Source organism: Burkholderia sp. LK4 (genome assembly GCF_001043615.1).
In the GTDB taxonomy this organism is placed as follows: domain Bacteria; phylum Pseudomonadota; class Gammaproteobacteria; order Burkholderiales; family Burkholderiaceae; genus Burkholderia; species Burkholderia cepacia.
This window is the reverse complement of sequence record NZ_LDUL01000008.1, coordinates 25762-52465: the sequence shown is the minus strand read 5'-3', so window position 1 is coordinate 52465 and position 26704 is coordinate 25762. Positions and strand designations below refer to the sequence as shown.

The 26704-nt window shown below is 70.9% G+C and carries 16 protein-coding genes; 6 read left to right on the top strand and 10 right to left on the bottom strand.

The features are described 5' to 3' along the window. From VK92_RS03845 to VK92_RS03810, 8 genes are all read right to left on the bottom strand, one after another. Complete coding sequence (locus VK92_RS03845; protein ID WP_048024768.1) at window positions 1-264, bottom strand: hypothetical protein; 264 nt, start codon at window positions 262-264, stop codon at window positions 1-3. After that, window positions 264-2387 (bottom strand): TonB-dependent siderophore receptor, encoded by a 2124-nt coding sequence (locus VK92_RS03840; protein ID WP_196799039.1) that lies wholly within the window; start codon window positions 2385-2387, stop codon window positions 264-266. Before VK92_RS03840 ends, VK92_RS03845 begins: the two co-directional genes overlap by 1 nt. Window positions 2388-2599: 212 nt before the next feature. Next, window positions 2600-4402, bottom strand: coding sequence for an ABC transporter ATP-binding protein (locus VK92_RS03835; RefSeq protein WP_048024770.1), 1803 nt, complete (start codon window positions 4400-4402; stop codon window positions 2600-2602). Then, window positions 4399-6120, bottom strand: coding sequence for an ABC transporter ATP-binding protein (locus VK92_RS03830; RefSeq protein WP_048024771.1), 1722 nt, complete (start codon window positions 6118-6120; stop codon window positions 4399-4401). Before VK92_RS03830 ends, VK92_RS03835 begins: the two co-directional genes overlap by 4 nt. After that, the gene (locus tag VK92_RS03825; RefSeq protein WP_048024772.1) at window positions 6117-7169 is read right to left on the bottom strand and encodes a Gfo/Idh/MocA family oxidoreductase; all 1053 of its coding nucleotides are present in this window, start codon (window positions 7167-7169) and stop codon (window positions 6117-6119) included. The genes VK92_RS03830 and VK92_RS03825 overlap by 4 nt, the downstream gene beginning before the upstream one ends. Next, window positions 7166-12640 (bottom strand): non-ribosomal peptide synthetase, encoded by a 5475-nt coding sequence (locus VK92_RS03820; RefSeq protein ID WP_048024773.1) that lies wholly within the window; start codon window positions 12638-12640, stop codon window positions 7166-7168. The genes VK92_RS03825 and VK92_RS03820 overlap by 4 nt, the downstream gene beginning before the upstream one ends. Further along, window positions 12637-17058 carry a non-ribosomal peptide synthetase gene (locus VK92_RS03815; protein WP_048024775.1) on the bottom strand — a complete coding sequence of 1474 codons (4422 nt, stop codon included), beginning with the start codon at window positions 17056-17058 and terminating at the stop codon, window positions 12637-12639. The genes VK92_RS03820 and VK92_RS03815 overlap by 4 nt, the downstream gene beginning before the upstream one ends. A 123-nt stretch (window positions 17059-17181) precedes the next feature. Continuing rightward, window positions 17182-18123 carry a helix-turn-helix transcriptional regulator gene (locus VK92_RS03810; protein WP_021163802.1) on the bottom strand — a complete coding sequence of 314 codons (942 nt, stop codon included), beginning with the start codon at window positions 18121-18123 and terminating at the stop codon, window positions 17182-17184. Window positions 18124-18340: 217 nt separating this feature from the next. On the opposite strand from VK92_RS03810, the gene VK92_RS03805 reads away from it, so the two are divergent. Genes VK92_RS03805 through VK92_RS03790 form a run of 4 tightly spaced genes read left to right on the top strand, consistent with a single transcriptional unit; the run spans window position 18341 to window position 22513 of the window. Then, window positions 18341-19993 (top strand): (2,3-dihydroxybenzoyl)adenylate synthase, encoded by a 1653-nt coding sequence (locus tag VK92_RS03805; protein ID WP_048024777.1) that lies wholly within the window; start codon window positions 18341-18343, stop codon window positions 19991-19993. Beyond that, window positions 19990-20763, top strand: a complete 774-nt coding sequence (locus VK92_RS03800) for a thioesterase II family protein (protein ID WP_048024778.1) — start codon at window positions 19990-19992, stop codon at window positions 20761-20763. Before VK92_RS03805 ends, VK92_RS03800 begins: the two co-directional genes overlap by 4 nt. Next, window positions 20760-21065 carry an isochorismate lyase gene (locus VK92_RS03795; protein ID WP_048024780.1) on the top strand — a complete coding sequence of 102 codons (306 nt, stop codon included), beginning with the start codon at window positions 20760-20762 and terminating at the stop codon, window positions 21063-21065. The genes VK92_RS03800 and VK92_RS03795 overlap by 4 nt, the downstream gene beginning before the upstream one ends. Continuing rightward, on the top strand, window positions 21062-22513 hold the full coding sequence (locus tag VK92_RS03790) for an isochorismate synthase (protein ID WP_048024784.1): 1452 nt from the start codon (window positions 21062-21064) through the stop codon (window positions 22511-22513). The genes VK92_RS03795 and VK92_RS03790 overlap by 4 nt, the downstream gene beginning before the upstream one ends. A gap of 25 nt (window positions 22514-22538) precedes the next feature. Here the strand turns inward: VK92_RS03790 and VK92_RS03785 are convergent, their stop codons facing one another. Continuing rightward, window positions 22539-23423 (bottom strand): LysR family transcriptional regulator, encoded by an 885-nt coding sequence (locus VK92_RS03785; protein WP_081052663.1) that lies wholly within the window; start codon window positions 23421-23423, stop codon window positions 22539-22541. A 78-nt stretch (window positions 23424-23501) separates the two neighbouring features. On the opposite strand from VK92_RS03785, the gene VK92_RS03780 reads away from it, so the two are divergent. Continuing rightward, window positions 23502-24803, top strand: a complete 1302-nt coding sequence (locus tag VK92_RS03780) for an aspartate aminotransferase family protein (protein WP_048024787.1) — start codon at window positions 23502-23504, stop codon at window positions 24801-24803. Window positions 24804-24884: 81 nt separating this feature from the next. Here the strand turns inward: VK92_RS03780 and VK92_RS03775 are convergent, their stop codons facing one another. After that, window positions 24885-25634, bottom strand: a complete 750-nt coding sequence (locus VK92_RS03775; RefSeq protein ID WP_048024789.1) for an SDR family oxidoreductase — start codon at window positions 25632-25634, stop codon at window positions 24885-24887. 48 nt (window positions 25635-25682) lie between these two features. Here VK92_RS03775 and VK92_RS03770 point away from each other — a divergent pair, with 48 nt between their 5' ends. Then, the gene (locus VK92_RS03770) at window positions 25683-26660 is read left to right on the top strand and encodes an AraC family transcriptional regulator (RefSeq protein ID WP_021161418.1); all 978 of its coding nucleotides are present in this window, start codon (window positions 25683-25685) and stop codon (window positions 26658-26660) included. Window positions 26661-26704 lie beyond the last annotated feature (44 nt).

Below are 26704 nucleotides of genomic sequence, written 5' to 3'. Positions count from 1 at the left end.
TCAGCGCCCTCCCCAGAACATCGCGCACGGCACGAGCACCGCGAGCCACAGGCAGGTGCGCCACGCGGCCTGCCGCCGCCCGGGCGCGACGAGCACCCACAGCAGCGCGGCGACACCGGCGGCCAGCGACAGCAGCACCGCCGCGTAGAGCCGGTTCAGGCCGTCGGCCGGGTAATGACGGGCCAGCGTGACCGCCAGCGCGACCGCGCCCGGCAGCACGCCTGCGATCGCGAGCGCCGCCCGCGTCCCCCAGCCGCCCGCCATCAGAACTGCCCGCGCACGGTCAGCATCACGTTGCGCGGTTCCCCGTAGCGGTTGTTCCAGCCCGGCTGGCTCAGGCTCAGGTAGTACTTGCGGTCGAACAGGTTGTTGACGTTGACGGCCGCGCTCCAGTGCTTGTCGTAGCGATAGCCGAGCCGCACGCTGGCGAGCGCGTAGCCGCCCTGGCTCATCGTGACACCGTTCGCCTGCGCCGAGTAATTGCTCTGCACCTGCACGCCGCCGCCGACGCTCCAGCGCCGTTCCTGCCACGGCAGGTCGTAGTTGGTCCACAGCCGGAACAGGTGGCGCGGGTTCAGCAGCGGCGCGAACGTGCCCGCGTTCGCGAGGTTGTCCGCATAGCGCATCGTGTCGTACGTATAGCTCGCCCACACGCTCCACCACGGCGTGATGCGGCCGTTCGCCTCGAACTCGAAGCCCTGGCTGCGCACGCTGCCGCCGTTCACGTAGTAGCAGTTCGGCCCCGCGCACGGATGCGCGAGATCGACCTGCGGATTGTTGTCGAGATCGATGCGGAACGCCGCGAGCGACACGTTCAGCTTGCCGCCCGCCAGTTCGCCCTTCACGCCCGTCTCGTAGGTGCGCCCCTTCACCGGCGTCAGGATGCCGCCGCCCCACATCGACTTGGTTTGCGGCTGAAACACTTCCGCATAACTCGCGTACCACGACCAGTCGCGCGCGAAATCCCAGATCAGCCCGCCGTACGGCGTGAACTGGTGGCCGGTGTTGTAGTGCGCGCCGAGGCTGTCCTGGTTCCACCAGCTCATCCGGCCGCCGAGCACGAGCGTGACGGGTTCCGCGAGCTTGATGCGGCCGAGCCCGTACACGCCCTTCTGCGACACGTCGTTCTGCTGCGACTGCTGGTACGGGCCGACGCCCGGCTCGGGCACGCTGCTCGGGTTCCAGCGGTAGACGTTCACCGGCGTGCCGGCCACGTTGCCGAGCAGCTGCGCCGACATCTGCCCGCTGCTGCTGTTAGCGTAGGTCACGCCGAACAGCAGGTCGTGCGTCAGCCCGAACGCATGCACCGGCCCCTGCACGTTCGCATCGATGCTGCGGCTGTAGCTGCTGAACTGGTACGCGCCGCCCGTCAGTGCGCCGCCCGCACCGGTCGACGGATCGATCGCGCCGTACGAGCCCGCGTATTTCAGGTCGGAACGCACGCTCTGGTATTCGCCGCTGACCTTCGCCTTCCAGCCGGCACCGAGCTTCTGCTCGACCGACGCGAACGCGCGCGTCGTGTCCCAGTCGAAGTGGCCCCACGCCGTGTCGAGGAACGTCGAGCGCGACAGGCCGAGGCTCGACCCGTCGCGCGCCATCGGCACGCCGGACATGTCTGGCACCGAGCGCGTCGTCTGGTATTGGGCGCCGAACGTGAGCAGCGTGTCGCGCGTCACGTCGACTTCCGTGATGCCGTAGATCGAGCGCGTGTCCTGTTTCGCGTGGTCGTAGAAGAAATGACGATCCTCGTATGCGGCGACGAGCCGGCTGCGCACGGTGCCGGCCGCATTGAGCGGGCCGCCGATGTCGGCTTCCGCGCGGTAGCGGTCCCAGCTGCCGACGCTCACGCTCGCGTTCGCGGAGAACTGGTACTGCGGCCGCTTGCGCACGAGGTTGACCGTCGCGGCCGGGTTGCCCGAGCCGTGCAGCAGGCCGTTCGCGCCGCGCAGGATCTCCACGCGCTCGTACACGGAGATGTCCTGCGGCGCGCTCGCCATGTCGCCGATCACCACCGGCACGCCGTCGAATTCGAACGAATCGACCTTGAAGCCGCGCACGAAATACGCGGTGGTGAGCAGCACGTATGGCTGCACGGTCACGCCCGCCGATTGCTGCATCACCTCGTCGAGCGAATACAGGTTCTGCTGGTCGATCCGTTCGCGCGTCGTCACGCTGACCGACTGCGGAATCTCCCGCAACGCGAGCGGCATCTTGCCGACCGTCGCCACGGCCGGATCGTCGGCCACGCCGCGCGACGCGGTCACGGAAATCGCCTTCAGCTCGCCCGCGGCAGGCTTCACGGCGGTCGTTTCCTCCTTCCGGACTTCCGCGCCGGCCGCCGGCGCCGCATCGGCGAACGCCGCCGCCGGATGTGCGGCGATCAGCAGGCCGAGATACAGCGACGGGCGCCAGCGCCCTCGCCCCAGACGGGCGACGCGCGCGCCCTTCGTCATCGATCTCCCAGGTTCCAGCACCTCGTTCCGCATTCACGCCCCCGTATTTGATAATCATTCTCATTATCAAATAGAACCGGCAGGCCATTTTTCGATCGAGGGGCTTTTCCTATCGATTCCGGGCACGCCGGCCCGCATTGTTCACGTCAGTGTTCGGATTCGGCCGGCCGGGCTTCCGCGTTCGAAGCGCCCACAGCGTCCTCTGCGTCGTTAGCCTCCAGATCGTCCGGCGGCAGCCCGTCGAGCCCCCGCCCCGCGCGGGCGAAGGCCGCGTACCACGCGTCGGCCTCGACGAGCTGCGCGTGCGTGCCGGTCGCCCGCACGCGGCCCGCATCGAGCACGACGATCGTGTCGGCGGCCGCCGCGAGCGCCGGCTGGTGCGTGACGACAATGCGCGTGCGCTGCCCGCGCAGCGCGACGAGGCTGTCGCGCACGCGCCGCGCACTCGATTCGTCGAGGCTCGCGGTCGGCTCGTCGAACATCAGCACCGGCGCACGCGACAGCAGCGCGCGCGCCAGGCACGCCCGCTGGCGCTGCCCGCCCGACAGCAACTGGCCGCCCGGCCCCACGTCGGATTCGAGCCCGTCCGGCAAGCGCTCGGCGTCGTGCAGCAGGCCGGCCGCGTCGAGCGCGTCGCGCAGTTCGGCATCGGTCGCGTCCGGGCGGCCCATCCGCACGTTCCACGCGAGGCTGCCGCGAAACAGCCCGTTGTCCTGGAACACGAGGTTGCGCGTCGCCGCGAGCGTCGCCTCGCTCAGGTGCCGCACATCGGCGCGGCCGAGCAGCACGCGCCCGGCGCCCGGATCGTCGAGCCGCGCGAGCAGGCCGAGCAGCGTGCTCTTGCCGGCACCCGTGGGGCCGACGATCGCGACGAAGCCACCCGCCGGGCAATGCAGGTCGACGCCGTCCAGCAGCGTCGCGCCGGCGGGCGAACGGTAGCCGACGCGCACCGCGTCGACACTCGCGTCGTGTACCGGCGTGCCGCGTTCGGGGCTGTCGAAACGCGGCGCATGCAGCACCGCGAGCACGGTGTCGAGTGCGCGCCAGGCGCCGCGCAGCGCCTGGTCGAGCTGCGTGAGCTGCGCGAGCGGTTCGATGAAACGCACGAGCAGCACGAGCACCGCCACGGCCGTCGCGGCATCGAGCCGGCCCGCCGAGACGGCCCATGCGCCGCCCGCCAGCATCGCGACGAACACGCCCTGCACCGCGCCCGCGAAGCCGAGTTCGATCGGCAGCGAGCGGCGCATCAGCGCGCGCGTGCGGCGATGCTGCGCGTCGAACGCGTGCATCAGCGCCGCGCGCGCTTCGCCTTCGCGGCCCGCGAAGCGCAGCAGCCCCTGATGCGCGGCGAAGGTCTGAAGCTGAACGGCCATGTCGCGATCGCCGGACGCGCGCGCCTGCTCGAACGCAAGGGTGCGCGTGCCGCCGCGCTCGAGCAGCGCGAACAGCAACACGGCGGCTGCCGCGAGGCACAGCGCGATGCGCCAGTCGATCCACGCGAGCCCGGCGACGACCGCAAGCGGCGTCACGACCGCGCCGATCAGCGGCCCGAGCAGGTGCGCCGGAATCCCCATCGCCTGCATGACCGGCCCGCGCAACAGCCCGGCCGGATGACTGTCGCGCACGGCCTGCCACGACACGATGCGCGGCAGGTGCCGCACGAGGCGTTCGACGAGACCGGCCGCGAGCGCGCCGCCCGCGCGATAGCCGCCGCGCTGCGCGACGTACAGCACGAATGCGTGGCACAGGGTCAGCACACCGAGCGCGATCGTCCAGTGCAACACGGCTGCCTGCGCGCCGGCGAACCACGCGCGGATCAACGGCACGAGCAGCAACCCGCAGGCGCCGTCGAGCAACGCGGCCGCCACCGCCCAGCCGACCCCGCGCCACAGCGCGCGGCGTGTGCCGGATGGCAGGCACTGCAAACGTTTGAGCGATTTCATCATCATGCGGCCTCCCCGTCCGCGGCACCGCGTTCGCGCCACAGCCGCGCATACAGCCCGCACGCGGCCAGCAGCGCCGCATGCGTGCCGCGCTCGACGATGCGGCCGCGGTCCATCACGAGAATCTGGTCCGCCTGCCGGATCGCGTCGAGATCGTGGCTGACGATCACGCGCGTACGCGCGTCGCCGCGCAGCGCATTGCGCAATGCGCGCCCGGTTTGCGGATCGAGTGCCGATGCCGGTTCGTCGAGCAGCAACAGCGGCGCCGTCGACAGCAGCGCACGTGCAATCGCCAGCCGCTGCAGCTCGCCGCCGGACAGCCGCACGTCGCGCCCGCACACGCAACCGTAGCCGCCCGGCAACGCATCGATGCGTTCGTCGAGACAGGCGGCGCGCGCGGCCGCGCGAATCGCGTCGTGATCGGCATCGGGCCGGTACAGCGCGATGTTCGCGGCAATCGACACGTCGAGCGCGGCGGCCTGCTGGAACACCATCGCCACCTGCTCGCGCCGCGTATCCGGCGCGAGCAGCCGCAGGTCGGCGCCGCCGAGCCGCACCGTGCCGCGGTCGGGGTCCATGAAGCGCGCGAGCAGCATCAGCAGCGTGCTCTTGCCGGCACCCGACGGCCCGACGATCGCGGTGGTCGTGCCCGCCGCGACCGTCGCGTCGATGTCGCGCAGGATCGGCGTGCCGTCGATGTCGACGCTCACGCCGCGCAGCTCGATCGACGCATCGCGCGGCACCAGTGCCGCGCCGTCGGCCGGCTCGGGCAGGCCCGGCTGCGCGAGCAACGCATCGAGGCGCACAGCGGCCGCGCGCGCTTCGCGCAACGCATCGGCACCGTGGCCGAGCGCCCGCACCGGCGTGGCGACCGCCCAGATCAGCAGTGCGAACGCGCACAGTTCGCCGACCGGCAGGCGGCCGGCCGTGAGCCACGTCGCGCCGAACACGACCCACGCGAGCAGGAACGGCGTGCCGAGCAGCACCTGCGTGCAGGCACCGGGCCCGCCGACGCGGCCGACCCACGCCGAAAACGCCTGGTCGAAGCGCCCGGTCGACGCGAGCGCGGCCGCCTCGATGCCCGCGCCCGGATACTGCCGCACGAGCGCCGGGTTCTGCGCGAGTTGCGCGTAATCGCCCATCAGCTGTTCGAGTGCCGCGTTGCGCGCCGCGACAGCCGGTGCGAACCGCGCCGAGCGCATCCAGCGGAACAGCGCGGCGCCCGCGACGAGCGGGACCAGCGCAAAGGCGAGCAGCACGGGATTCAGGTAAAGCAGGCACGCCAGCGCCGCGCACGGCACGACGACGAGTTGCGTGACGTCGGCCGGTGCATGCGCGACGAGCTGGTGCAGCGCGCGCACGTCCTGGTCGACGTGACGCGCGACGCGGTCGCTGCCCGCGCGCGCGAACCAGCCGAGCGGCAAGCGTTGCAGATGATCGGCGAGCCGCCTGCGCAAGCGGTCGGCGAGATCGGCGTCGACACGGTGGGTCAGGTGCAGCGCGACCGTCTGGCCGCCCAGCCAGCACACGCCGGCCGCCACGGCCGCGACGAGCCAGCCGCGCGCCGTCGCGTCGAGCTGGGCCGTCGCGCGCCATGCGTCGGCGATACGGCCGAGCGCGAGCCACGGCACGAGCGACGCGACACCCGCCAGCGCCTGCAGCACGACCGCCGCCGCAAGCGGCACCGCGAACGGCCGCAACATCGAAAGCAACGGCCCCTTCATGCGGCACGCTCCAGCAGCATGCCGAGCGTGGCAGCGCACGCGTCGCCCGGCGGCTGCTCCGGAAAACCGAGCTGCATCGTCAGTTGCTGCCAGACGCGCGCCACGTCGATGCTGCGCTGGTTGCACGCGTGCAACCCTTCGCCCGACACGAGCCGGTCGACCGCGCGCACGGCCGCCTGCGGCCAGCTGCGGGCATGAATCGCGCCCCACGTATCGCGCGCATCGTCGCAGATCTGGATGCTCGGCATGTCGTCGCCCGCCGCGTCGCCGAAGATCGGGAACAGCCCGTCGTCGTCCGTCGCCGGTTCGCGCAGCGCGGGCGCCCACCACAGCGGGCCATGCGGCGACGCGAGCGTCCACGTGCCGGCGTCCGTCGTCAGCGTGATGCTGAACAGCATGCTCATCCGGCCGTCGTCGGCCGCCGCCATCTCGTTGTGCACGCGCAGCGAGACCGGCGTTTCGGCGAGCACCATCGCGCATTCGCGCATCGACGACAGTGCCGGCCCGACCGGCTCGACCGACCACGGGCCCACGCCCTGCAGCGCGGCGGCGAGCACGTCGAGCGCCGCGTAACTGGCCTGCACCGAGCACACGACATCCGCATGCACGGGCGCGCTCGTTTCACGCAGCCGTCGCGCGACCGCGATGAAGCGGGAGACGACCGGCAGGTTCGGATAGAAACTGTTGAGCAGGCAGCGCCGGCCGTGACGCGACGCGGTGCGCAGCACGCGGTCCCATTCGTCGGGCAGCAGCGGATGCTCGATCACGACGTCGATCCCGCGCTCGAGCAGCCGGCACGCGAGCGCGGCCCCGTTGGCCCCGCGCGCCGCGCCGCCGACCGCGACACACGCGGCGCGCACGTCGTCGGGCAACGCTTCCGGACGGTCGAACACGGGCGCGCCGACGCGCGCGGCCAGCGCGGCGGTACGCGCGCTGCCTTGCCCCAGGATGCCGGCGACGCGATACGTGCCGGACGCGGCGAGGCCCGCCGCATAGAACTGGCCGAAGCGGGAGCCGGCCACGACGACCGGCAGCGGATGAGCCTTCATTGCGCCTCCTTCAGGCGGGTGTCGACGAACGCGGCGTTCAGGCAGTCGAAATGACCGCCGGGGATGTCGACGGACGTGATGCCGCCGAGCGCCTGTGCCGTCCAGTATTCGGTGAGCGCCGCGCGCTGCTGCGGAATCAGCGGGTTGCAGCGCTCCGGCACGAACAGCCGCAGCGCACCCGCGTATGGCGCGTCGCCCGCCCAGTGGCTCGCCTGCACCGAATGCATGAAAAGCCGGTATAGCCGTTCGCGCTCGTCGAGCAGCGGATGCGCGACTTCGTCCTGCATCGACAATCCGGCGGCCGCACGCAGCACGCGGCGGCGCAACGTGTCGAGCGGCTCGCAGCGGTCGCCGAAAATCTCCAGCTGCGCCTGCAGGCTGCCGGGCGCGAGACGCGCGGGGTCGGCCTTCAATGCGTCGGCGAGTGCGTCGGCCAGCACATACGTTTCCGGAAACCCGAGCGCGTCGAGCGGCAGCCCGAGCGTCGCCGCGAAGTTGAACAGCACGAGCCGCTCGTCTTCGATCAGGTAGGGAATCCGGTAGCTCGACACGATGTCGAGCGTGCGCACCTCGACGCCGAGCTGCACCAGCGACTTCGCCATTTCGAGCGCGACCAGCCCGCCCGAGCAGTAGCCGAGCACGTCGACCTCGCGCACGCCGGTGCGCCACAGCGCATCCGCATAACGCCGGCCGAGCGTCGCGTTCAGGTGGCGTGCCGGCAGGTCGAGATAGTCCTGCGCGTCGCGCACCGCGAAGCCGAGCACCGGGCCGAGCCGCGCGAGCGCCGGCATGACCGGACGATACGCGTGCACGGTGCCGAGCCCTTCATGCACGATCACGCGCGGCACGCCGTCGCCGGGCGCGAGCGGGATCGGCCGCACGTCGGCGCGCACGCGCGGCGCCGGCGCATGGACGACCGCCGAAACGTGCGCGCTGCGCGGCGCGGCCGGCGCAACCGGCGATGCGCTGCCCGACGGCTGCGCATCCGCGTCGCGCAGGCATTGCGCGAACGCGGCGGGCGTCGGTTGCGCGAGCACCCAGCGCAGCAACCGGTCGAACGGATGCGCATGCGCGAGCGGTTCCTCGCCGCGCAGCCGCGACACGAGTTGCGCGATCAGCAGCGAATCGCCGCCCGCGGCGAAGAAGTCCTGATCGGGCGTGACGTTGCGCGTATCGAGCACGGCTTCCCACAAGCCGATCAGCCGCGCCAGCAGCGGATCGGCGGCGGCCTGCGCGTGAGCCTGTCGAGCAGTCGCCGGCTCCGGTTCGCGGATGCCGGCGATGCCGGCCAGCGTGCGGCGATCGATCTTGCCGTTCGCGGTCACGGGCAGGCGGTCGAGCACGCGCAATTGCGACGGCACCATGTAACCCGGCACGCGCTCCGCGACGCATGCCAGCAGCGCGTCCGGCGCGATGCGCGCCGCCCCGCGCTTCACGTGCGCGAGCAGGATGTCGTAACCGAGTGCGTCGAGCGGCGTGCCGGGTGCCACGCAACCGAGCGCGCGATCGCCGCCCGCCGCTTGCAGCCATTCGAGCCACTGCGCGCGCGGCACGAACAGACGCGCCGATTCGACGCGCGCGTCGTGCGGCGTTTCCATCATCAACCCCTGGCTGATGCTGATCTCCGGATGCTCGGTCGTCAGTTCCTGGATCACCCACCACGCATCCGCCGCCGACAGCGCACGCAATCCGGCGACCAGCGCGACCGTGTCGCGCGCATTGTTCAGTGCGCCGGAGCTGATCGTGATGTCGATCGAATGCGGCGCAATACCCTGCGCGTCGAGCGCCGCGTTCATGTCGAACCGCTCGAACCGCATCCACGGATACGCGGCGAAGCGCTCGCGTGCCGCCGCGAGGAAATAGCTCGACACGTCGCTGAACAGGTAGTCGATCCGCGCGCCCGCTTCGACCAGCGGCGCGAGCGCGTCGACGATCGCCCGCGTCGCCGCGGCCGTGCCCGCGCCGATCTCGAGGATGCGCCGCGGGCGCTGCGGCTCGCGCGCGACGATCGCACGCACGGCCTGTGCCATTCCGTCATGCAGGGCCCGCGCATGTTCGCCGTCGCTGTACATCGCGACGGCGATATGCGACGCGCCTTCCGGGAACATCAGGCCGGCGGGCGACACGGTGCCGTCCACCTGCACGTCGATGCATCCCGCGCTGTCGCGGAAGTAGTCGACGAGGACGGCTGGCCACAGATCGGGCGACGCATCCTGCGCAAACGCGTCCCAGCAGGCATGCGCATCGGCGTGGCCGGCATCGGGCCGCCTGCGCCAGCCGCCATCGGCATCCGCGTGCAGCACGCCGTGCCGGTCGAGCATCGCGAGCCAGTGACGCAGCAGATGCTGTCGCGCCGCCGGCACGCGCAACCGTTCGCACAACGTCGCGAAGTCCGTCGCCGCCTCCTCGGTCAGCGCCCCCGCCGGCACGATCCACGCTGCCAGCGACGCAACGCAGGCCGCTTCGAGCCGGGCGACCGACCGCGCCACGTCCGCGTGCGCGGGCCAGCGCGCGGCGTCGAACGCCGTGCGCACGTGCGCCGCGATCTCGTGCAGCGCGTCGTCCTGCTGCGGCGGCTCCGCGCCATGCAGCGACACGAAGCTCGCGAGCCGGCGCTCCGTGCCGTCGCCGAGCACGATCGTCGCGGCCGCGCCGACGAGCGGATGTGCGGTCAGCGCCGCATCGATCTCGGCCAGCTCGATCCGGTAGCCGCGGATCTTCACCTGATCGTCCTGCCGCCCGAGGAATTCGAGCGAACCGTCCGCGCGCACGCGGCCGAGATCGCCGGTGCGATAGAGTCGCCGCCCGTCGCCATGACGGATGAAGCGTTCGGCCGTTCGCACCGGATCGTTCGAGTAACCCGTCGCCAGCCCGACGCCGCCGATATGGATCTCGCCGCGCACGCCCGGCGGGCACGGCCGGCCGAGCGCGTCGAGCACCTCCATCGTCTGCCCGGTCAGCGCGCGGCCGTAAGGAATACTGGCCAGCTGCGTGTCCGCCGGACGGATCGGATGCTCGATCGACCAGATCGATGCCTCGGTCGCGCCGCCGAGGCTGAACAGCGCGCTGTCGGGCCAGCGCCGCCACCAGCGGGTGGGGAGCGTCACCGGAATCCAGTCGCCCGACCACAGCACGCGGCGCGGGCCCGGCATATCGAGCGCCGGTTCGCTTTCGACGTAGTCGATCAGCATCTGCCCTTGCGCGGGAACCGAATTCCACAGCGTCACGCGATGGCGCGCCATCAGCGCGGCCCAATGCGACGGATCGTTGCCGCGCGCCGGATCGGGCAGCACGATGCACGCGCCGCGCGCGGTCGCGCCGAAGAAGTCGTAGACGGACAGGTCGAAGCTCAACTCGGCCAGGCCGAGCACCACGTCGCCGTCGCCCACTTCATGGCGCGCGCTGATGTCGGCCAGCGTGTTGCACACGGCCGCGTGGCTCAGCATCACGCCCTTGGGCTCGCCGGTGGAGCCCGACGTATAGATCACGTACGCGAGCGCGTCGCCGGCGATGTCGCGCGCGGCGCGCGGCGGCCATTGCGGATCGATCGGCACGGCATCGACATCGATGCGCACGCACCCGTCGTGTTCGAACTCGATCGCCTGCACGCTGACGACCGCACGCACCCGCGCATTGCGCAGGATCGCCTGTTGCCGCAGCGCCGGCTGGCGGCTGTCGACCGGCACGTAAGCGGCGCCCGCCTGGACGATCGCGAGCACGGCCACGAGCTGGTGCGCGCACTTCGGCATCAGCACCGCGACGGTATCGCCCGCGGCGACGCCGGCCTGTTCGAGCGCCGACCGCAGCGCCGCCGCGTGCTGCGCGACGTCGCGATACGTGCGCGCCCCCTGCGCATCGATCACCACCGGCGCATCGGGCGTACGCAACGCCTGCGCGGCGAAACCGGCCGCGATGTGCGACTCCGCATCCGGATGGATTCCGGCGGCGGGCGCATCGGACGGCAGCACGATGTCGCCCGCGCGCGACCACCATGCCGCGTCGGCGGCGAGCCGGCCCAGCAGGGCGACGTACGCGTCGAACATCGCCGCGGGCATCCCGTCCGGAAACAGGTCGTCGCGCACGTCCCAGCCGATTTCCAGGCCGCCGAACTGATCGGTCACCTGACAGTCGAGCCACACCTGCGGCGTCTGGCTGATCATGTAGCGCGGCGGCTCGGCGCGGGCCGCGTGTTCGCCGAGCAGCCGGCCGACACTGCCGATGCCGCTCGTGAACACCACCGGCATCAGCGCCGCATCCTTGCCGCGCCGTCGCGCTAGTTCGCGCATCACGTCGACACCGGTAAACGCTCGATGGTCAAGGTCGTCGAACATCCGCGCGCCGATCGTGCGGGCACGCTCGACGAAATCGCGCCCTTGCGTCGCATCGACCGCGAGCAAGCTCAGCGCGGTGAAATCGCCGAGCACCGCGTCGATGCGCGGATGCACGGGCGGCCGGTTCAGCACCGTCAGGTTCAGGCAGAACGCGGGCGACTGGCTCCAGCGGCCGACGACTTCGGCGAACGCGGCCAGCGCGACACTCGCCGCGCTCAGGCCGAAGCGGCTCGCGTGGCCGCTCAGCGCGGCCCATTGCGCACGATCGAGCCGCGCATGCCGGTGCGTGAAGCGCGGCCGCGCGTCGGACGGCATCGCGGGCACCACCGGCAGATCGGGGCGCGGCGGCAGATCGTCGATGCGTGCAAGCCACCACGCCTTGTCGCGCGCATGATCCGCGCGCGTGCCGGCATGGGCTTCGTTGACGACGTAGTCGCGGAACGTCGCGTCGAGCGGCTCGGGCTGCCACTGCGGGTCGTCGTAGCGGCGCCGCCATTCGGCGAGCAGCAATTGCAGGCTCGCATAGTCGATCAGCGTGAAATCGACCGACAGGTGCAGCACCGCACCATCCGGCCCGAGGCTCACTTCCGGCTGCAGCACCGGCCAGCGGTCGAGCGCGTGCACCGCATGGTCGAGACGCTCGCGCACGCGCCTTACGTGCGCGTCGAACGCGTTCGCGTCGGCATCGCGCAGGTCGTTCACCACGAGCGGCTGCCACGGCACGTCGGGCAGCACGCGTTGCCATGCGTTGTCCTCGATGATCGCGCGCAGCATCGGATGCCGCGCGACGCACGCGTTCCACGCCGCCTCGAAGCGCACGCAGTCGAGATTCGCGGGCTCGCCGTATTCGACGTACAGATGGCACGCATTGCCGCCGAACTCGAACGATTCGTGGCGGCCGAGCACGTACGCGGCCTGCACCGGCGTCAGTGCGAACCGCTCGTGCCGGCGCACCGGATCGCAGCGCCATGCGCCGTCCTGCAGGAAGCGGACGAACGCGTCGCGTTCGGCCTTGATGCGCGCGGCCAGGTCCGCATCGAGCGCGCCGGCCGGCGCGCGATAGCGCAACTGGCCGCCGTCGTCGCACCACAGTTCGATCTGGCGTTCGCGGCAGAGATCGAGCACGTCATCGAAGCTCACAGCACGCCCTCCTCGATCGTCGCAACCCGCGTGTCGCCGTCGGCCTGCGAGGCTTGCAGGGCCGGCGCGGCCGGTGCGGCCTCGTCGAGCTGCGCGGCAAGACCCGCGAGCGTCGGCTGCCGGTAGAACGCCGCCATCCCGACCCGCACGCCGAGCCGCTCGCGCAGTTGCGCGAGCAGGCGCGTCGCGAGCAGGCTGTCGCCGCCGAGCGCGAAGAACGTCGCGTCGCGCGCGTTCGCCGGGCGGCCGAGCGCGTGCTCCCAGCATGCGAGCAGCGTCGCCTGCCGTTCGTCGGCCGGCACGAATGCATCGTGGGCGGCCGGTGCGTCGCCGAGCGCGCGCGCGAGCGCCTCGCCCACCGCCCGCCGGTCGATCTTGCCGTTCGCGTTGAGCGGCCAGCGCGCGATGCACCACAGCGCATCGGGGCGCATCGCGTCGGGCAAGCGGTCGCGCAGCCAGTCGGCCAGCGCCGCTTGCGCGGCCGGTTCGCCGGCACGGCGCGCGTCGATGCACGCGAATGCGTTCGAACGCCAGCTTCGGGAGTCGAGCGCAAAACCGCACGCATGCGCGGCGGCGGCGATCGCATCGGGCGTGAACGGCCGCGGCAACGACGCATCACCCGCCACGCTCGCGACGAGTTCACGCAACGGCGAGTCGCGCAGCACGTCGGCGAACAGCAAACGGCCATCCTGCGCCAGCAACGCTGCCGCGATCCGGAACGTATCGCGCGGATCGTCGCGCAGATGCGCGGCCGCGAAACTGATCACGCAATCGAATTCTCCGAGATGCCGCGCGGGCAACAAGCCGTCCTGCATCGTGTGAAGCGCCGGCCTCGTAACGGTGAAGCGTGCCTGTGCGGTGTGCAGCAGCCCCGGCGACACGTCGAACAGCGTCACGTCGAAACGTGGATCGTCGAGCACGCCGAGGCCCGCTTCGAACCATTGCCCGGCGCGGGCGTCGATCACCGCGACCCGCAGCACACCGGTGCGTGCAGCGGCCTGTGCCTCCAGCACGCCGGCAAACTCGCGCAGCGCGCGGGCGCCGTCCGGCAAACGCGTCGCGAACGCAAGCGGTGCCACGCACGGGTCCAGCGGTACGCGCTGCGCGGCCGTATCCGGATCGGCTGCGAGCGCGCGCAGCGACGCCGTCAGATCGTCGAGATCGGTTGCATGCCAGTCGAGCCGATCGAGCGCACGGTCGATGGAGATCGACGCATCGCCTTTCGCGTGCCGGTGCGCACGCAACGACGGCGGCAGGCCTGCGCCGCCATCGAGCAGCCGATCGGCGACGGCGCGCACAACGGCCGCTTCCGCCTCGACCGTATCGGCCAGGTCGGCCTCCGCAAGCGACGGCGGCGCGGCATCGGCAACGCGATCCGCACCACAGTCGGCACCGCAATCGGCCGGCACGAATGCGGCGACGATGCGCGCAACCTCGCCATTCACGACACTCGCGCACGCACCGTCGATCTGCGGATGCGCGGCCAGCGCGGCCTCGATCTCGCCCAGTTCGATCCGGTGCCCGCGCACCTTCACCTGGCGATCCTCGCGCCCCAGGAATTCGAGCGTGCCGTCGGGCCAGTAGCGGCCACGGTCGCCCGTGCGATACCAGCGGCCCGACGCGTGCTGCACGAAGCGCTGCGCGGTCAGCTCGGGATCGTTGCGGTAGCCGCGCGCGAGACTGTCGCCGCCGATCAGCAGTTCGCCCGGCACGTAATCCGGCACATCGCGGCCGTCGGCATCGACGACGCGATAGGCCTGCCCCGGCAACGGCCGGCCATACGGAATCGAACGCCAGTGCGGCGGCACGTCGCGCACCGTCTGCACGTTCGACCAGATGCCGGCCTCGGTCGCGCCGCCGAGCGCATGGAACGCACATGCGTCGCCGCACCGTTCGCGCAGCCGCGCCGGCAGGTCGAGCGCGATCCAGTCGCCGGACAGCAGCGCCGCGCGCACGCTGCGGCATGCGTCGGCCGCAGCGGGCACCGCCAGCGCCATTTCGAGCAGCGCGGGCGCCGAATTCCACAGCGTCACGCGATGCTGCGCGATCAGGTCGATCCAGCGCGCCGCGTCGCGCGCGTCGTCCTGGGTCGGCAGCACGAGCTCGGCGCCGGCACCGAGCACGCCGAACAGGTCGTACACCGACAGGTCGAAATCGAGCGCCGATACCGCGAGCAGCCGGTCTTGCGCACGCACGCCGAGCAGCGCATCGATCGCATCGATCGTGTTGAGCGCCGCCGCGTGCGTCATCTCGACACCCTTCGGCACGCCCGTCGAACCGGACGTGTAGATCACGTACGCGGTGGCCTGCGGCGCCACCGCGAGCGGCGCGGCCAGCGGCGCATGTTTGATCAGCGAGGCAACATCGAAGCGCGGCAGCGACGCATCCGCGTGCGCCGTGTCGCCGATCGCGGCCTTCACGCCGGCCGCGCGTTCGATCAGCGTCTTGCGCGCGGCCGGCTGCGCAATGTCGAGCGGCACGTAACACGCGCCGGCGGCCAGTACGCCGAACACCGCGGCCACCTGTTCCGGCCCGCGCGGCAGGCTGATCTCGACGGCATCGCCGTGACCGATCCCGGCGGCACGCAGGCCACCCGCGATCGCCAGTGCCTGCGCGGCCAGTTCGCCGCGCGTCACCACGCGCTCGGCGCACCGCAATGCGACGGCCGCCGGCTCGCGCGCGGCCGATGCAAAGAAGTCGGCATGCAGCGTGCGCGGCCGCGCGGGAGCGGGCACCGCGTTAAGCGCATCGCGCACGCGTCGCTGCGCGGACGGCAGCTCGACCGCGATCGGCAGCCGCCAGTCGCGATCGCACAGCGCCTGCACGAGCGCGACATACGCGCCGAACATCGCATCGACCATCCCGTCGGGAAACAGGCCGTCGACGCTGTCCCATGCGAGCAACGCGCCGTCCGGCACGCGATAGAGCTGGTGATCGAGCCACACCTGCGGCGTCTGCGAAATCATGTCGTGCAGATCGCCGAACACGCGCGCGAATGCGTCGGGCACGAACGGCGCGTCGCCGAGATTGCACGAGAACACGACGGGCGCCGCCCGCGGCGCACCCTGCCGGCGCGCATCGCGCAGCACGTCGAGCGCCGGATAGGCAGCCTGTGCGATCGCGCCGTGCAGGCGCTGCTGGAACGCGCGCACCGTGTCGGCCGCGCTCGCGTCGGCGCGCATGTCGCATTCGACGAGCAGCAGCGTCGTGAAATCGGCGATCACGCGACCGAGATCGGGCGCATCGCCGTGCCGGTCGAACAGCGGCACGTTGAGCAGGAACGCGTGCCGGCCGCTCCAGCGCGCGAGCACCGCGGCGAACGCCGCACCGAACACCGACGACAGCGTGACGCCATGCTGCGCGGCCCGCGCTTGCAGGCGCGTCAGTTCGGCCGTGCTCAGCGTATGCGTGACGCGGCTGAAACGCGGCGCGCGGATCGTTTCCGGCGCACGGGCGAGCGGCAGCGCCGGCCCTTCCGGCAGCGTCGCGAGCCGCGCCTGCCATGCGTCGCGCGCCGCGGCCCGCGCATCGCGCGTATCGGCCGCGCGACGCGCGAGCCAGGTCGGGAACCACGTCGACGGCGCGTCGGGCAACGCCGACGGCTCGGCATACGCGGCGCCGATCTCCTGCATCAGCAGCCGCACGCTGTCCACGTCGGCCGCGAGCAGGTCGACGCTCAGCCACACGCGATCCTCGCCGCCGGGCATCTGCGCGAGGCCCATCATGAAGACCTGCGCGTGCTCGACGTCGAGACATTCGTGCGACCGGAACGCGCGCAGCGACACCCATTCGGTTTCCGCTTCGGCGGGCGTCCGGTCGCGCCAGTCCGCATGCGCGAACACCGGCGCCTCGGGTGCCGCGACGATCTGCTGGCGGCCACCGGCAAAGCGCGCACGCAGCATCGGATGGCGTTCGCGCACGAGTCGGCACGCCGCGTCGAGACGAACGGGATCGATCGCGCGGCTGCGAAACTCGAGGAATGCGTGGCAGCTCACGTTGCCGAGCACTTCACCGTCGCCGCGGCCGAGCCAGTACGCCTGCTGCACCGCGGACAAGTCGAACGGCGCATGCACGTCGACATCGACCGCCTCGGCGGCTTCGACGTCGGGCGCCGCGGATGCGCCGCGCGGTGCATTCGCGAGCAGCTCGGCCCACGCGCCGAGCGTCGGCGTACGCGCGAGCGCATCGAACGTCAGCGCGTAGCCGAGCCGGTTCACGCGCGTCTGCAGATACATCAGCCGGATCGAATCGAGGCCGCAGCTCAGCAGGTCCTCGTCATCGTCGAGCGACGCGATTTCGTCGACGGGCTCGTCGAGCAGCGCCGCGATCATCGCGACGAGCTGCGAGCGAAAGGCAATGGGAGAAAAACAGGAAGGATCGGAATGATCGATGGTTGAATCGACAGCGGTCTGGCTCATGGGCACGCCTTGTATGGGTCGTTCGATGGCGGATCCGCGCGGCGGCGGCCACCCGTGAATGAGAATCTATCGCATTCACGCCCATGAGCCCGGTCGATTGCTTTAGGCGGCCGGTCAGTTGTTTTAGATTGCCGCGCTCTCCAGTTCGGCATCGTCGATCGCGTTCGACGATGCGCGAATGTCGCTCGGCGAAATGCCGTAGCGCTTGCGGAACGCGATCGAGAAATGCGCGGGGCTGTAGCCGACGCGGTACGCCACGGTCGACACGTTCGCGTCCTCCGCGCACAGCATCGCGTGCGCGGTCCGCAGCCGGTATTCCTGCAGGTACGCGTACACGCTCGTGCCGAACACCTTGCGGAAGCCGGCCGTCAGCTTGCGCGAATTCATCCCCACCCGGCCCGCGAGCGCATCGAGCGTCGGCGGCTGCTGGAGCTCGCGCGTGAGGATGTCGCTCGCCGCGTACACGCGCTCGACGTCCGACGACGTGACGCGCACGTCGGCCGGCGCGAACTGCCGCTGCGTCGCCAGCAGCTGCGCGCTCAGCGCGGTCAGCTCGAATGCCTTGGCCTTCAGGTAGTACTCGCGCACCGCGCCCTCGAACGGGCACGTCGCGATCTGTACCGCGAGCGCCTGCAGCGCCTTCGATGCCGGGCAACTGACGATGCGCGGATCGCCGCCCGTCGGCGCGAGCATCTTCTCCGGCAACAGGCTCAGGTTGCGGTCGAGCGCATCGAGGCCGAGCTGCACGATCGTGTAGCGCAGCGGCACGTCGCGGTCGTAGATCTGGTGCGTCGTGAACTCGCCGTCGTTGGCGATCACGCACAGGCCCGGCCCCTTGATGCACTGCTCGGGCTGGCCCGGCACGCGGCAGCGCAACTGCCCGCTCTGCACGAGGACGAGCTTCAGCCCTTTTTCGAGCGGCTCCTCGTACCAGTCGCGGCTGTCCGAGCACAGCGTGCCGCTCATGAGTTTCATGCCCGCGTCGATGTGCACCACGCCCGGATGATTGCCGGGCACGAGCACCGGCGGGTGACGTCGTGACGAAGCGAAGGAGGTCGAGCTCATCGGAGGTCCGTTGGTTAGGCGGCACGCGCGGCCCGGCGCGCGCCGGCGGCAACCGGCCGATTCTCCGGCCGGGCCGGGCGGGCGCCGCGCGGCAGGCGCCCGATCGAATGAAATTGCCGCGATATCGAAAGAAACGACGTTATCGCGGCACTTGTTACAAATGATAATACCTCTCATTTACATTTTTTGACAACTTGCCGGAACCCAAGGTCAGCGCATGCACTCCTCCCTTCCCTCCGTGGCGCCGGCCATCCCGGCCGACGCGCCCGACTGGCCCGACGACTTCGCACACCGCTATCGCGACGCCGGCTACTGGCAGGACACGACGTTCTTCGAGGCGCTCGACGCGCAAGCGCAGCGCACCCCCGACGCGCTCGCGGTCGTTGACGGCACCTGCCGGCTCAGCTATCGCGACCTGCTGGCGCGCATCCGCCGGCTTGCGGGCGGCCTCGCGCGTCTGGGCCTGGTGCGCGGCGACGCGGTCGTCGTCCATCTGCCGAACGGCGCACGCTTCATCGAGACCTGCTTCGCGCTGTTCCAGCTCGGGGTGCGGCCGGTGCTCGCGCTGCCTGCCCACCGGCACTACGAGATCGGCGCGTTCTGCCGCTTCGCCGGCGCGCGCGCGTATCTGTGCGCGGCACACCTCGGCGAGTTCGACTGCCGGCCGCTCGCGGCCGCATTGCAGGCCGACTGCCCGACGCTCGAGCACGTCGTGATGGACGGCGACGATCACGCGTTCACACCATTCGACGCGCTGTACGACGCGCCGCCGCTGCGCGAATGCGCGGCACGCGCCGACGACATCGCGTGCTTCCAGCTGTCGGGCGGCACGACCGGCACGCCGAAGCTGATCCCGCGCCGCCATCGCGAATACCTGTACAACGTGCGCGCGTGCAGCGTCGCGAGCGGATTCGACGCCGGCACCGTCTACCTCGCCGCGCTGCCGATGGCGCACAACTTCACGCTGTGCTGCCCCGGCACGATCGGTGCGCTACTCGCGGGCGGCCGCGTGGTCGCGACCGGGCGGCCCGAGCCCGAACAGAGCTTCGCGCTGATCGCGCAGGAGCGCGTCACGCATACCGCGCTCGTGCCGCCGCTCGCGCTGCTGTGGCTCGACGAACAGCCGCAACGCCGGGCCGACCTGTCGAGCCTGCGCGTGCTGCAGGTCGGCGGCGCGCGGTTGATGGACCACGCCGCCGCGCGCGTGACGCCCGTGCTCGGCTGCCGGCTGCAACAGGTGTTCGGGATGGCCGAAGGGCTCATCTGCTGCACGCGGCTCGACGATTCACCGGAACGGATCGCGCATACACAGGGCCGCCCGGTGTCGGACGGCGACGAAGTGCGCATCGTCGACGAAACCGGCGAACCGGTCGCACCGGGCGAGATCGGCGAACTGCAGGTGCGCGGCCCGTACACGATACGCGGCTACTACCGGCTCGCCGGGCACGATGCAACCGCGTTCACGGCCGACGGCTTCTATCGCAGCGGCGATCGCGTGCGGCGCACCGCCGACGGCGACCTCGTCGTCGAAGGCCGCGACAAGGACCAGATCAATCGCGGCGGCGAGAAGGTCTCCGCCGAGGAAGTGGAGAACCTGCTGCTCGCGCACCCGCAGGTGCATGACGCCGCGGTGGTCGCGATGCCCGACCCGCTGCTCGGCGAGCGCACGTGCGCGTTCGTCGTCGCACGCGCACCCGCGCCGTCGAGGCTGGTGCTGAAACGCTACCTGCGCGACTGCGGGCTCGCGGCCTTCAAGATTCCCGATCGCATCGAGTTCATGCCGCGCTTCCCGGAAACCGGCATCGGCAAGACCAGCAAGAAATCGCTGCGCGACCTGCTGCGCCGCCAGTTGCAGGCGGCGGCCGCATGAGCGCGCGACCGACCGGTTCGAACTGGATCCGCGAGCTGCGCCTGTCGCCGTGCCCGCGCGCGCAGCTCGTGTGTTTCCCGCATGCAGGCGGCACCGCGAATTTCTTTCGCAACTGGAGCCGCGCGCTGCGATGGGACGTCGACCTGCTCGCGCTGCAATATCCGGGCCGCGAGGAGCGCTTCGGCGAACCGTGCCTGACGACGATCGACGCCCTCGCCGGCCCCGCCGCCGACGCGCTGCAACGTTATGCGCACGCGCCGCTCGTGCTGTTCGGGCACAGCCTCGGCGCGGCGCTCGCGTACGAGGTGGCGGTGCGGCTCGAGGCGCGCGGCGCGGCGCCGCTTTACCTGGCCGTATCCGCGTTGCCGCCGCCGCATCGTCAGCGCCTGTCCGACCTGCACCTGCAATCCGACGACGCGCTCGTGGCCGATGTCGCGCGGCTGTCCGGCGAGCACGCCGCGCTGCTCGCCGATCCGGAGATGCGCGCGATCTACCTGCCGATGATCCGCCACGACTACCGTGCGATCGAGACGTATCGCCGCGACCGGCCGCCGCGGCTCGACACGCCGCTCGGCGTGATGCTGCCGCTTGCCGATTCCGAGCTCGACGACGACGAAGCGCGCGCGTGGCAGGACGTCGCGTCGCGCCCGATCCGCATCGAGACGTTCAGCGGCGACCACTTCTACCTGCGGCACCAGTACCCGGCGCTGATCGCGCACCTGGTCGAACGGATCGACCAATCCCTTCGTTACGGAAAGGAGTACACATGAAAACACCGGACGCCTGCACGGGGCTGCCCGACATTCGCGAAGCCATCGATCGCCTGGACGCCGGCATCATCGACGCGCTCGGCCGGCGCATGCAGTACGTGAAGGCTGCATCGCGCTTCAAGCCCGACGAGGCGAGCATCGCCGCGCCGGAACGGGTGGCCGCGATGCTGCCCGACCGGCGCCGCTGGGCCGAACAGGCGGGCCTCGACGGCGACTACGTCGAAACGTTGTTCGCCGGCCTGATCGCGTGGTACATCGCGCAGCAAACGCAGCACTGGCGCCGGCAACGGGGGCTCGCATGAACGCCGGCCTCCCGCTGCTGCACGACACGTTCGCCCGTGCGGCCCGCCGCGCCGCCGACACCGGCACGCCGACGCTCGCGTCGGTGTCGGTGCCGGTGCGGCCGCTCGACTTCTTCGACCTGATCGCCGCGTGGGACGACGGGGCCACGCCGTGGTTCTTCCACGAAGCCGGCGATACATCCGTCACGCTGTTCGGCTGGGACAACGCGCTCGAACTGACCGCCACCGGCGACACGCGCTTCGCGCAGATCGATGCGCGCTGGCGCACGCTCGTTCGCGATGCCGTGACGGCCGGCCCGCAGCCGCCGCGCGCCGTCGGCGGCTTCCGGTTCGATCCGCGCGGCGCGCGCGGCGCGCACTGGGCGCCGTTTCCCGACGCCAGCATGACGGTGGCGACGCTGCTGATCGTGCGCGAAGGCGACGCGCACTGGGCCGTCTGCCAGCATGTCGTCGCCGCGCACGACGATCCGGCCGCGCTCGCGCATGCGTGTCTCGCGCGCATCGAGTCGCTCGGCTCGCTCGCGGCCGCCCGCGACGACGCTGCACCGCATCTGCTGCACACGCAGGCGCTCCAGGCGAGCGAATGGCAGCACGAAGTCCGGCGCGCGGTGGACGCGATCCACGGCGGCGCGTTCGGCAAGGTCGTGCTCGCGCGCGACGTGCTCGAACAATACGCGCGGCCCGTTGCCATCGCGCCGCTGCTGCGCCGGCTGCGCAAGCGCGACGCGCACGCGCACCTGTTCGCGGTTCGCCGAGAAGGCGCCTGCTTCGTCGGCGCCACGCCGGAACGGCTCGCGCGTGTCGCGGCCGGTAACGTGCGCACGCATGCGCTGGCCGGGACGATCCGGCGCGGCGCCACGCCCGACGACGATCGCGCACTCGGCGCAGCCCTGATGGCTTCCGCCAAGGAGCGGCTCGAACACGCGCTCGTCGTCGACGCGATCCGCGCCGCGCTCACGCCGCTGTCGCGCGCGCTCGACGTGCCCGCGGAACCGTCGCTGCACCGGCTGCCGAGGCTGCAGCACCTGAGCACGCCGATCCGCGCGACGCTGAACGCGGACGCGACGCTCCTGCAGGTCATCGCGGCGCTGCACCCGACGCCGGCGGTGGCCGGCCATCCGCGCGACGCGGCGCTCGACCACATCCGCGCGCATGAAGGATTCGATCGCGGCTGGTATGCGGCGCCCGTCGGCTGGATCGACGCGCACGGCAACGGCGACTTCATCGTCGCGCTGCGCTCCGCGCTGGTCGACGGCGGGGCCTGCCGGCTGTTCGCGGGCTGCGGCATCGTCGCCGATTCCGAACCGGTCAACGAATATCAGGAGACCGAACTCAAGTTGTCTGGCATGCAGGCGGCGATCCGCGTGCGTGACGTGGAAGCGGGGGTGGAGGCGGCATCGGATGCGCATGACCCGGCACGGGTGTCGGCTTCGTCGACGGTCGAGTGACGCCGCGGCGCGGCGGCCGCGCGCATCACAACAGCGGCAGCGTGAGCCGGATATGCTCGGCGAACGCCGCCGTCAGGTGCGACGGCCGCTTGCGATCGAACTTCAGCGTAATGCCCACGGCAGGCAACGGCGGCAGGCGCGGATCGCCGGTGACGATCGCCAGGTCGGCCGGTACCGCCGTCTGCGTCATCACCGCGAACGCCTGCCCCGAACGCACCAGCGCGATCAGCCCCGCGAGACTGCTGCTCGCGTATGCGACACGGTAATGACGGCCGGCGCGCTCCAGCGCCTCGCAGGCCGCGATGTGGTCGAGCGTGTCGCGATCGGACAACGCAAGCGGCAGCGGATCGAAATGCCCGGGTTCCAGCCCCGGGTAGCCGATCCAGACCAGTTGCTCGCGGCGAATGATGTCGTCGTTCGCGCCGTCGTCCGGCAATGAAATCATCGCCAGGTCGACCGCGCGTTTCTCCAGCTGTTCGACGAGACGCGGCGTCGGCCCGCACACGACCTCGACGATCGCCTGCGGATGCTGGCTCGAAAACTGCCGCAGCAGCGACGGCAGCCACACCTGCGCGTAATCGTCCGGGCACCCGAAGCGGATCGTCCCCGACAACCCCGTGCCGCACAGGTCGGCCATCGCCTCGTCGTGCAGCCGCAGGATGCGCTGCGCATGCACGAGCAGCCGCTCACCCGGATGCGTCAGCACCACGCCGCGCCCGGTGCGCTGGAACAGCGGCTGGTCGACGGCCTCCTCGAGCCGCTTCATCTGCTGGCTCAGCGCGGACTGGGTGCGGCCGACACGCGCGGCCGCGCGGCTGAGCGCACGCACCTCCGCGATCACGACGAACGAGCGCAGCAGGTCGATTTCAAGCGAAAGCCCCAAGGTATTAGCTCCTTTTCTACCTTGCATAAGAACTATTCGTTTCCATCAAACCAGACACACGCCTAGACTGCAAGCGCCCCCTGCCCTTTTGCTCGGAGAAGCCCGATGTCCCTGAACGACGACCCGACCTTCTGGCGCAACGCCAGGCAGCACCTGGTCCGCTATGGCGGCACGTTCGAGCCGATGATCATCGAGCGCGCGAAAGGCAGCTTCGTCTACGACGCCGACGGCCGCGCGATCCTCGATTTCACGTCGGGGCAGATGAGCGCGGTGCTCGGCCACAGCCATCCGGAGATCGTCTCCGTGATCGGCGAATACGCGGGCAAGCTCGACCATCTGTTCAGCGGGATGCTGTCGCGTCCGGTCGTCGACCTCGCGACACGCCTCGCCGACATCACGCCCGACGGGCTCGATCGCGCACTGCTGCTCAGCACCGGCGCGGAATCGAACGAAGCGGCGATCCGGATGGCGAAGCTCGTCACCGGCAAGTACGAGATCGTCGGCTTCGCGCAGTCGTGGCACGGGATGACGGGCGCCGCCGCATCGGCCACGTACAGCGCCGGCCGCAAGGGCGTCGGCCCGGCCGCCGTCGGCTCGTTCGCGATCCCGGCACCGTTCACGTACCGGCCGCGCTTCGAGCGCGACGGCACCTACGACCATCTCGCCGAACTCGACTACGCGTTCGACCTGATCGACCGCCAGTCGAGCGGCAACCTCGCCGCGTTCATCGCGGAGCCGATCCTCAGTTCGGGCGGGATCATCGAGCCGCCGGAAGGCTATATGGCGGCGCTCAAGCGCAAGTGCGAGGAACGCGGGATGCTGCTGATCCTCGACGAGGCGCAGACCGGCGTCGGGCGCACCGGCACGATGTTCGCGTGCCAGCGCGACGGCGTGACGCCCGACATCCTGACGCTGTCGAAGACGCTCGGCGCGGGGCTGCCGCTCGCGGCGATCGTGACGTCCGCGGCGATCGAGGAACGCGCGCACGAACTCGGTTACCTGTTCTACACGACGCACGTGTCGGACCCGCTGCCGGCGGCCGTCGGCCTGCGCGTGCTCGACGTGGTGCAGCGCGACGGGCTCGTCGCACGGGCGAACGTGATGGGCGACCGGCTCCGGCGCGGCCTGCTCGACCTGATGGAACGGTTCGACTGCATCGGCGACGTGCGTGGGCGCGGGCTGCTGCTCGGTGTCGAGATCGTCAAGGATCGCCGGACGAAGGAACCGGCGGACGGGCTCGGCGCGAAGATCACGCGCGAATGCATGAACCTCGGGCTCAGCATGAACATCGTGCAGTTGCCCGGCATGGGCGGCGTGTTCCGGATCGCGCCGCCGCTGACCGTCAGCGAGGAAGAGATCGATCTTGGCCTGTCGCTGCTGGGGCAGGCGATCGAACGGGCGCTGTAGCGGCGCGCGGTAACGCCCTTCCCCGCATCACGCAATCCGTCGCGCCGGCTCGACCGACCGGCGCGACGAATAGCCGATCGATCAACGCGCCTCGGCCGCCCACGCCTCGGCATCCGCGCCGGCCGGAATGCGCATCGGGCTCGACGGATCGGTCGCCGCCCGCCATACGGCTTCGGCGACGTCCTGAGCATGGGTGATCGGCCCCGATGCATCGAGCATTCGCGCGACGGCCTTCCCGACAAACTCCGCATACGCTTCATGCTCGAAGCCGTGCATGTTCGCGCGCGCGTTGTCGCCGAAGCGCGTGTCGGGCGCCCGGCCCGGCAACACGAGATGCGCGCGCACGCCGAACGGTTCGAGCTCGACCGCCATCGATTCGGTGTACGCATTGACCGCCGCCTTGCTCGCGCGGTACGCGCCGACCAGCGGCAACGCCTTCAGCGTGACGCTCGACGTGACGTTCACGACCACCCCGGCCCCGCGCGCGCGAAACTGCGGCAGCACGGCCTGCGTGAGCGCGATCGTGCCGAGCGTGTTGGTCTCGAATAGCGCACGCACCGTATCGAGCGGCATGAGCTCGGCCGGCGCGGCCGCGCCGAAACCCGCGTTGTTGACGAGCACGTCGATCGGGCCCGCCGCGTCGATCGCGGCACGGATGCTGTCCGCGTTCGTCACGTCGAGCGGCAGCACGCGCAGGTTGGCCGACGGCGGCAGCACGTCTTCGCGCGGCGTGCGCATCGTCGCGACGACTTGCCAGTCGCGAGCCAGGAAATGGCGGGCGATCTCCAGGCCGAAGCCGGAGGAACAGCCGGTGATCAGTACGGTCTTCATGTGAACTCCTGTGATGTGTCATGTGTCGGGCAGGTGTTCGTACGATAGATGGCCGGATCCGTATTCGCTACAATCGAAAATCCGCTTTTCTTTTGCGAGAGTCCGGCGATGATCGACCCGCTGACCGAAGTCGTGACGCTGTTGCAACCGGGCGCGCGGTACTCGAAGTACGTGCGCGGCGCGAGCCCGTGGGCGATCAGCCGCACGGTCGCCGGCGAACCGTTCTACTGCGCGATCCTCGACGGCGGGTGCCGGATCGCGATCGACGGGCACGCACCGATCGAACTGTTGCCCGGCGACTTCATGCTGATTCCGGCTGCCCAAGGCGTCGCGATGTCGAGCCTCGAACCGCCGGCACCGGGCGTCGAAACCGCGCCGCCAGTCGCGCTCGACCACGGCGAATACCGGATCGGCGACGCCGCCAACCCGGTCGACACGCGGATGATGGCCGGCAACTGCAGCTTCGGTTCGCCCGATGCATCGCTGCTGGTGTCGCTGCTTCCGCAATTCGTGCACGTGCGCGGCGAACCGCGGTTGACCACGCTCGTGCAACTGGTGCGCGACGAATCGCGTGCGCAGCGGCCGGCCCGCGAGATCGTGCTGGCGCGCCTGCTGGAAGTGCTGCTGATCGAGGCGCTGCGCTTCACGTCCGGCACGAACGCGTCGCCCGGCCTCGTGCGCGGGCTTGCCGACAGCCGCCTCGCAGCCGCGATCCGGCGGATGCACGAACGTCCCGCGCACCCCTGGACGGTTGTCGAGCTGGCAAAGGAAGCCGCGCTGTCGCGCTCGACGTTCTTCGAACGCTTCAGCCGCGCGGTCGGCGTCGCACCGATGGAATACCTGCTGACATGGCGCATGGCGCTCGCGAAGGACCTGCTCCGGCGCAACGAGGGCCGTATCGCGGAGATCGCGGGGCGTGTCGGCTACAGCTCGGCCAGCACGTTCAGCGTCGCGTTCACGCGTCACGTCGGCCGGCCGCCCGCGCAATATGCGCGCGACGAACAGGCGACGACGAACGACGCGTGAATGGCCGGGGCCAGGGCATCCGGCAGCGCGTGAGCGGGCGGCAT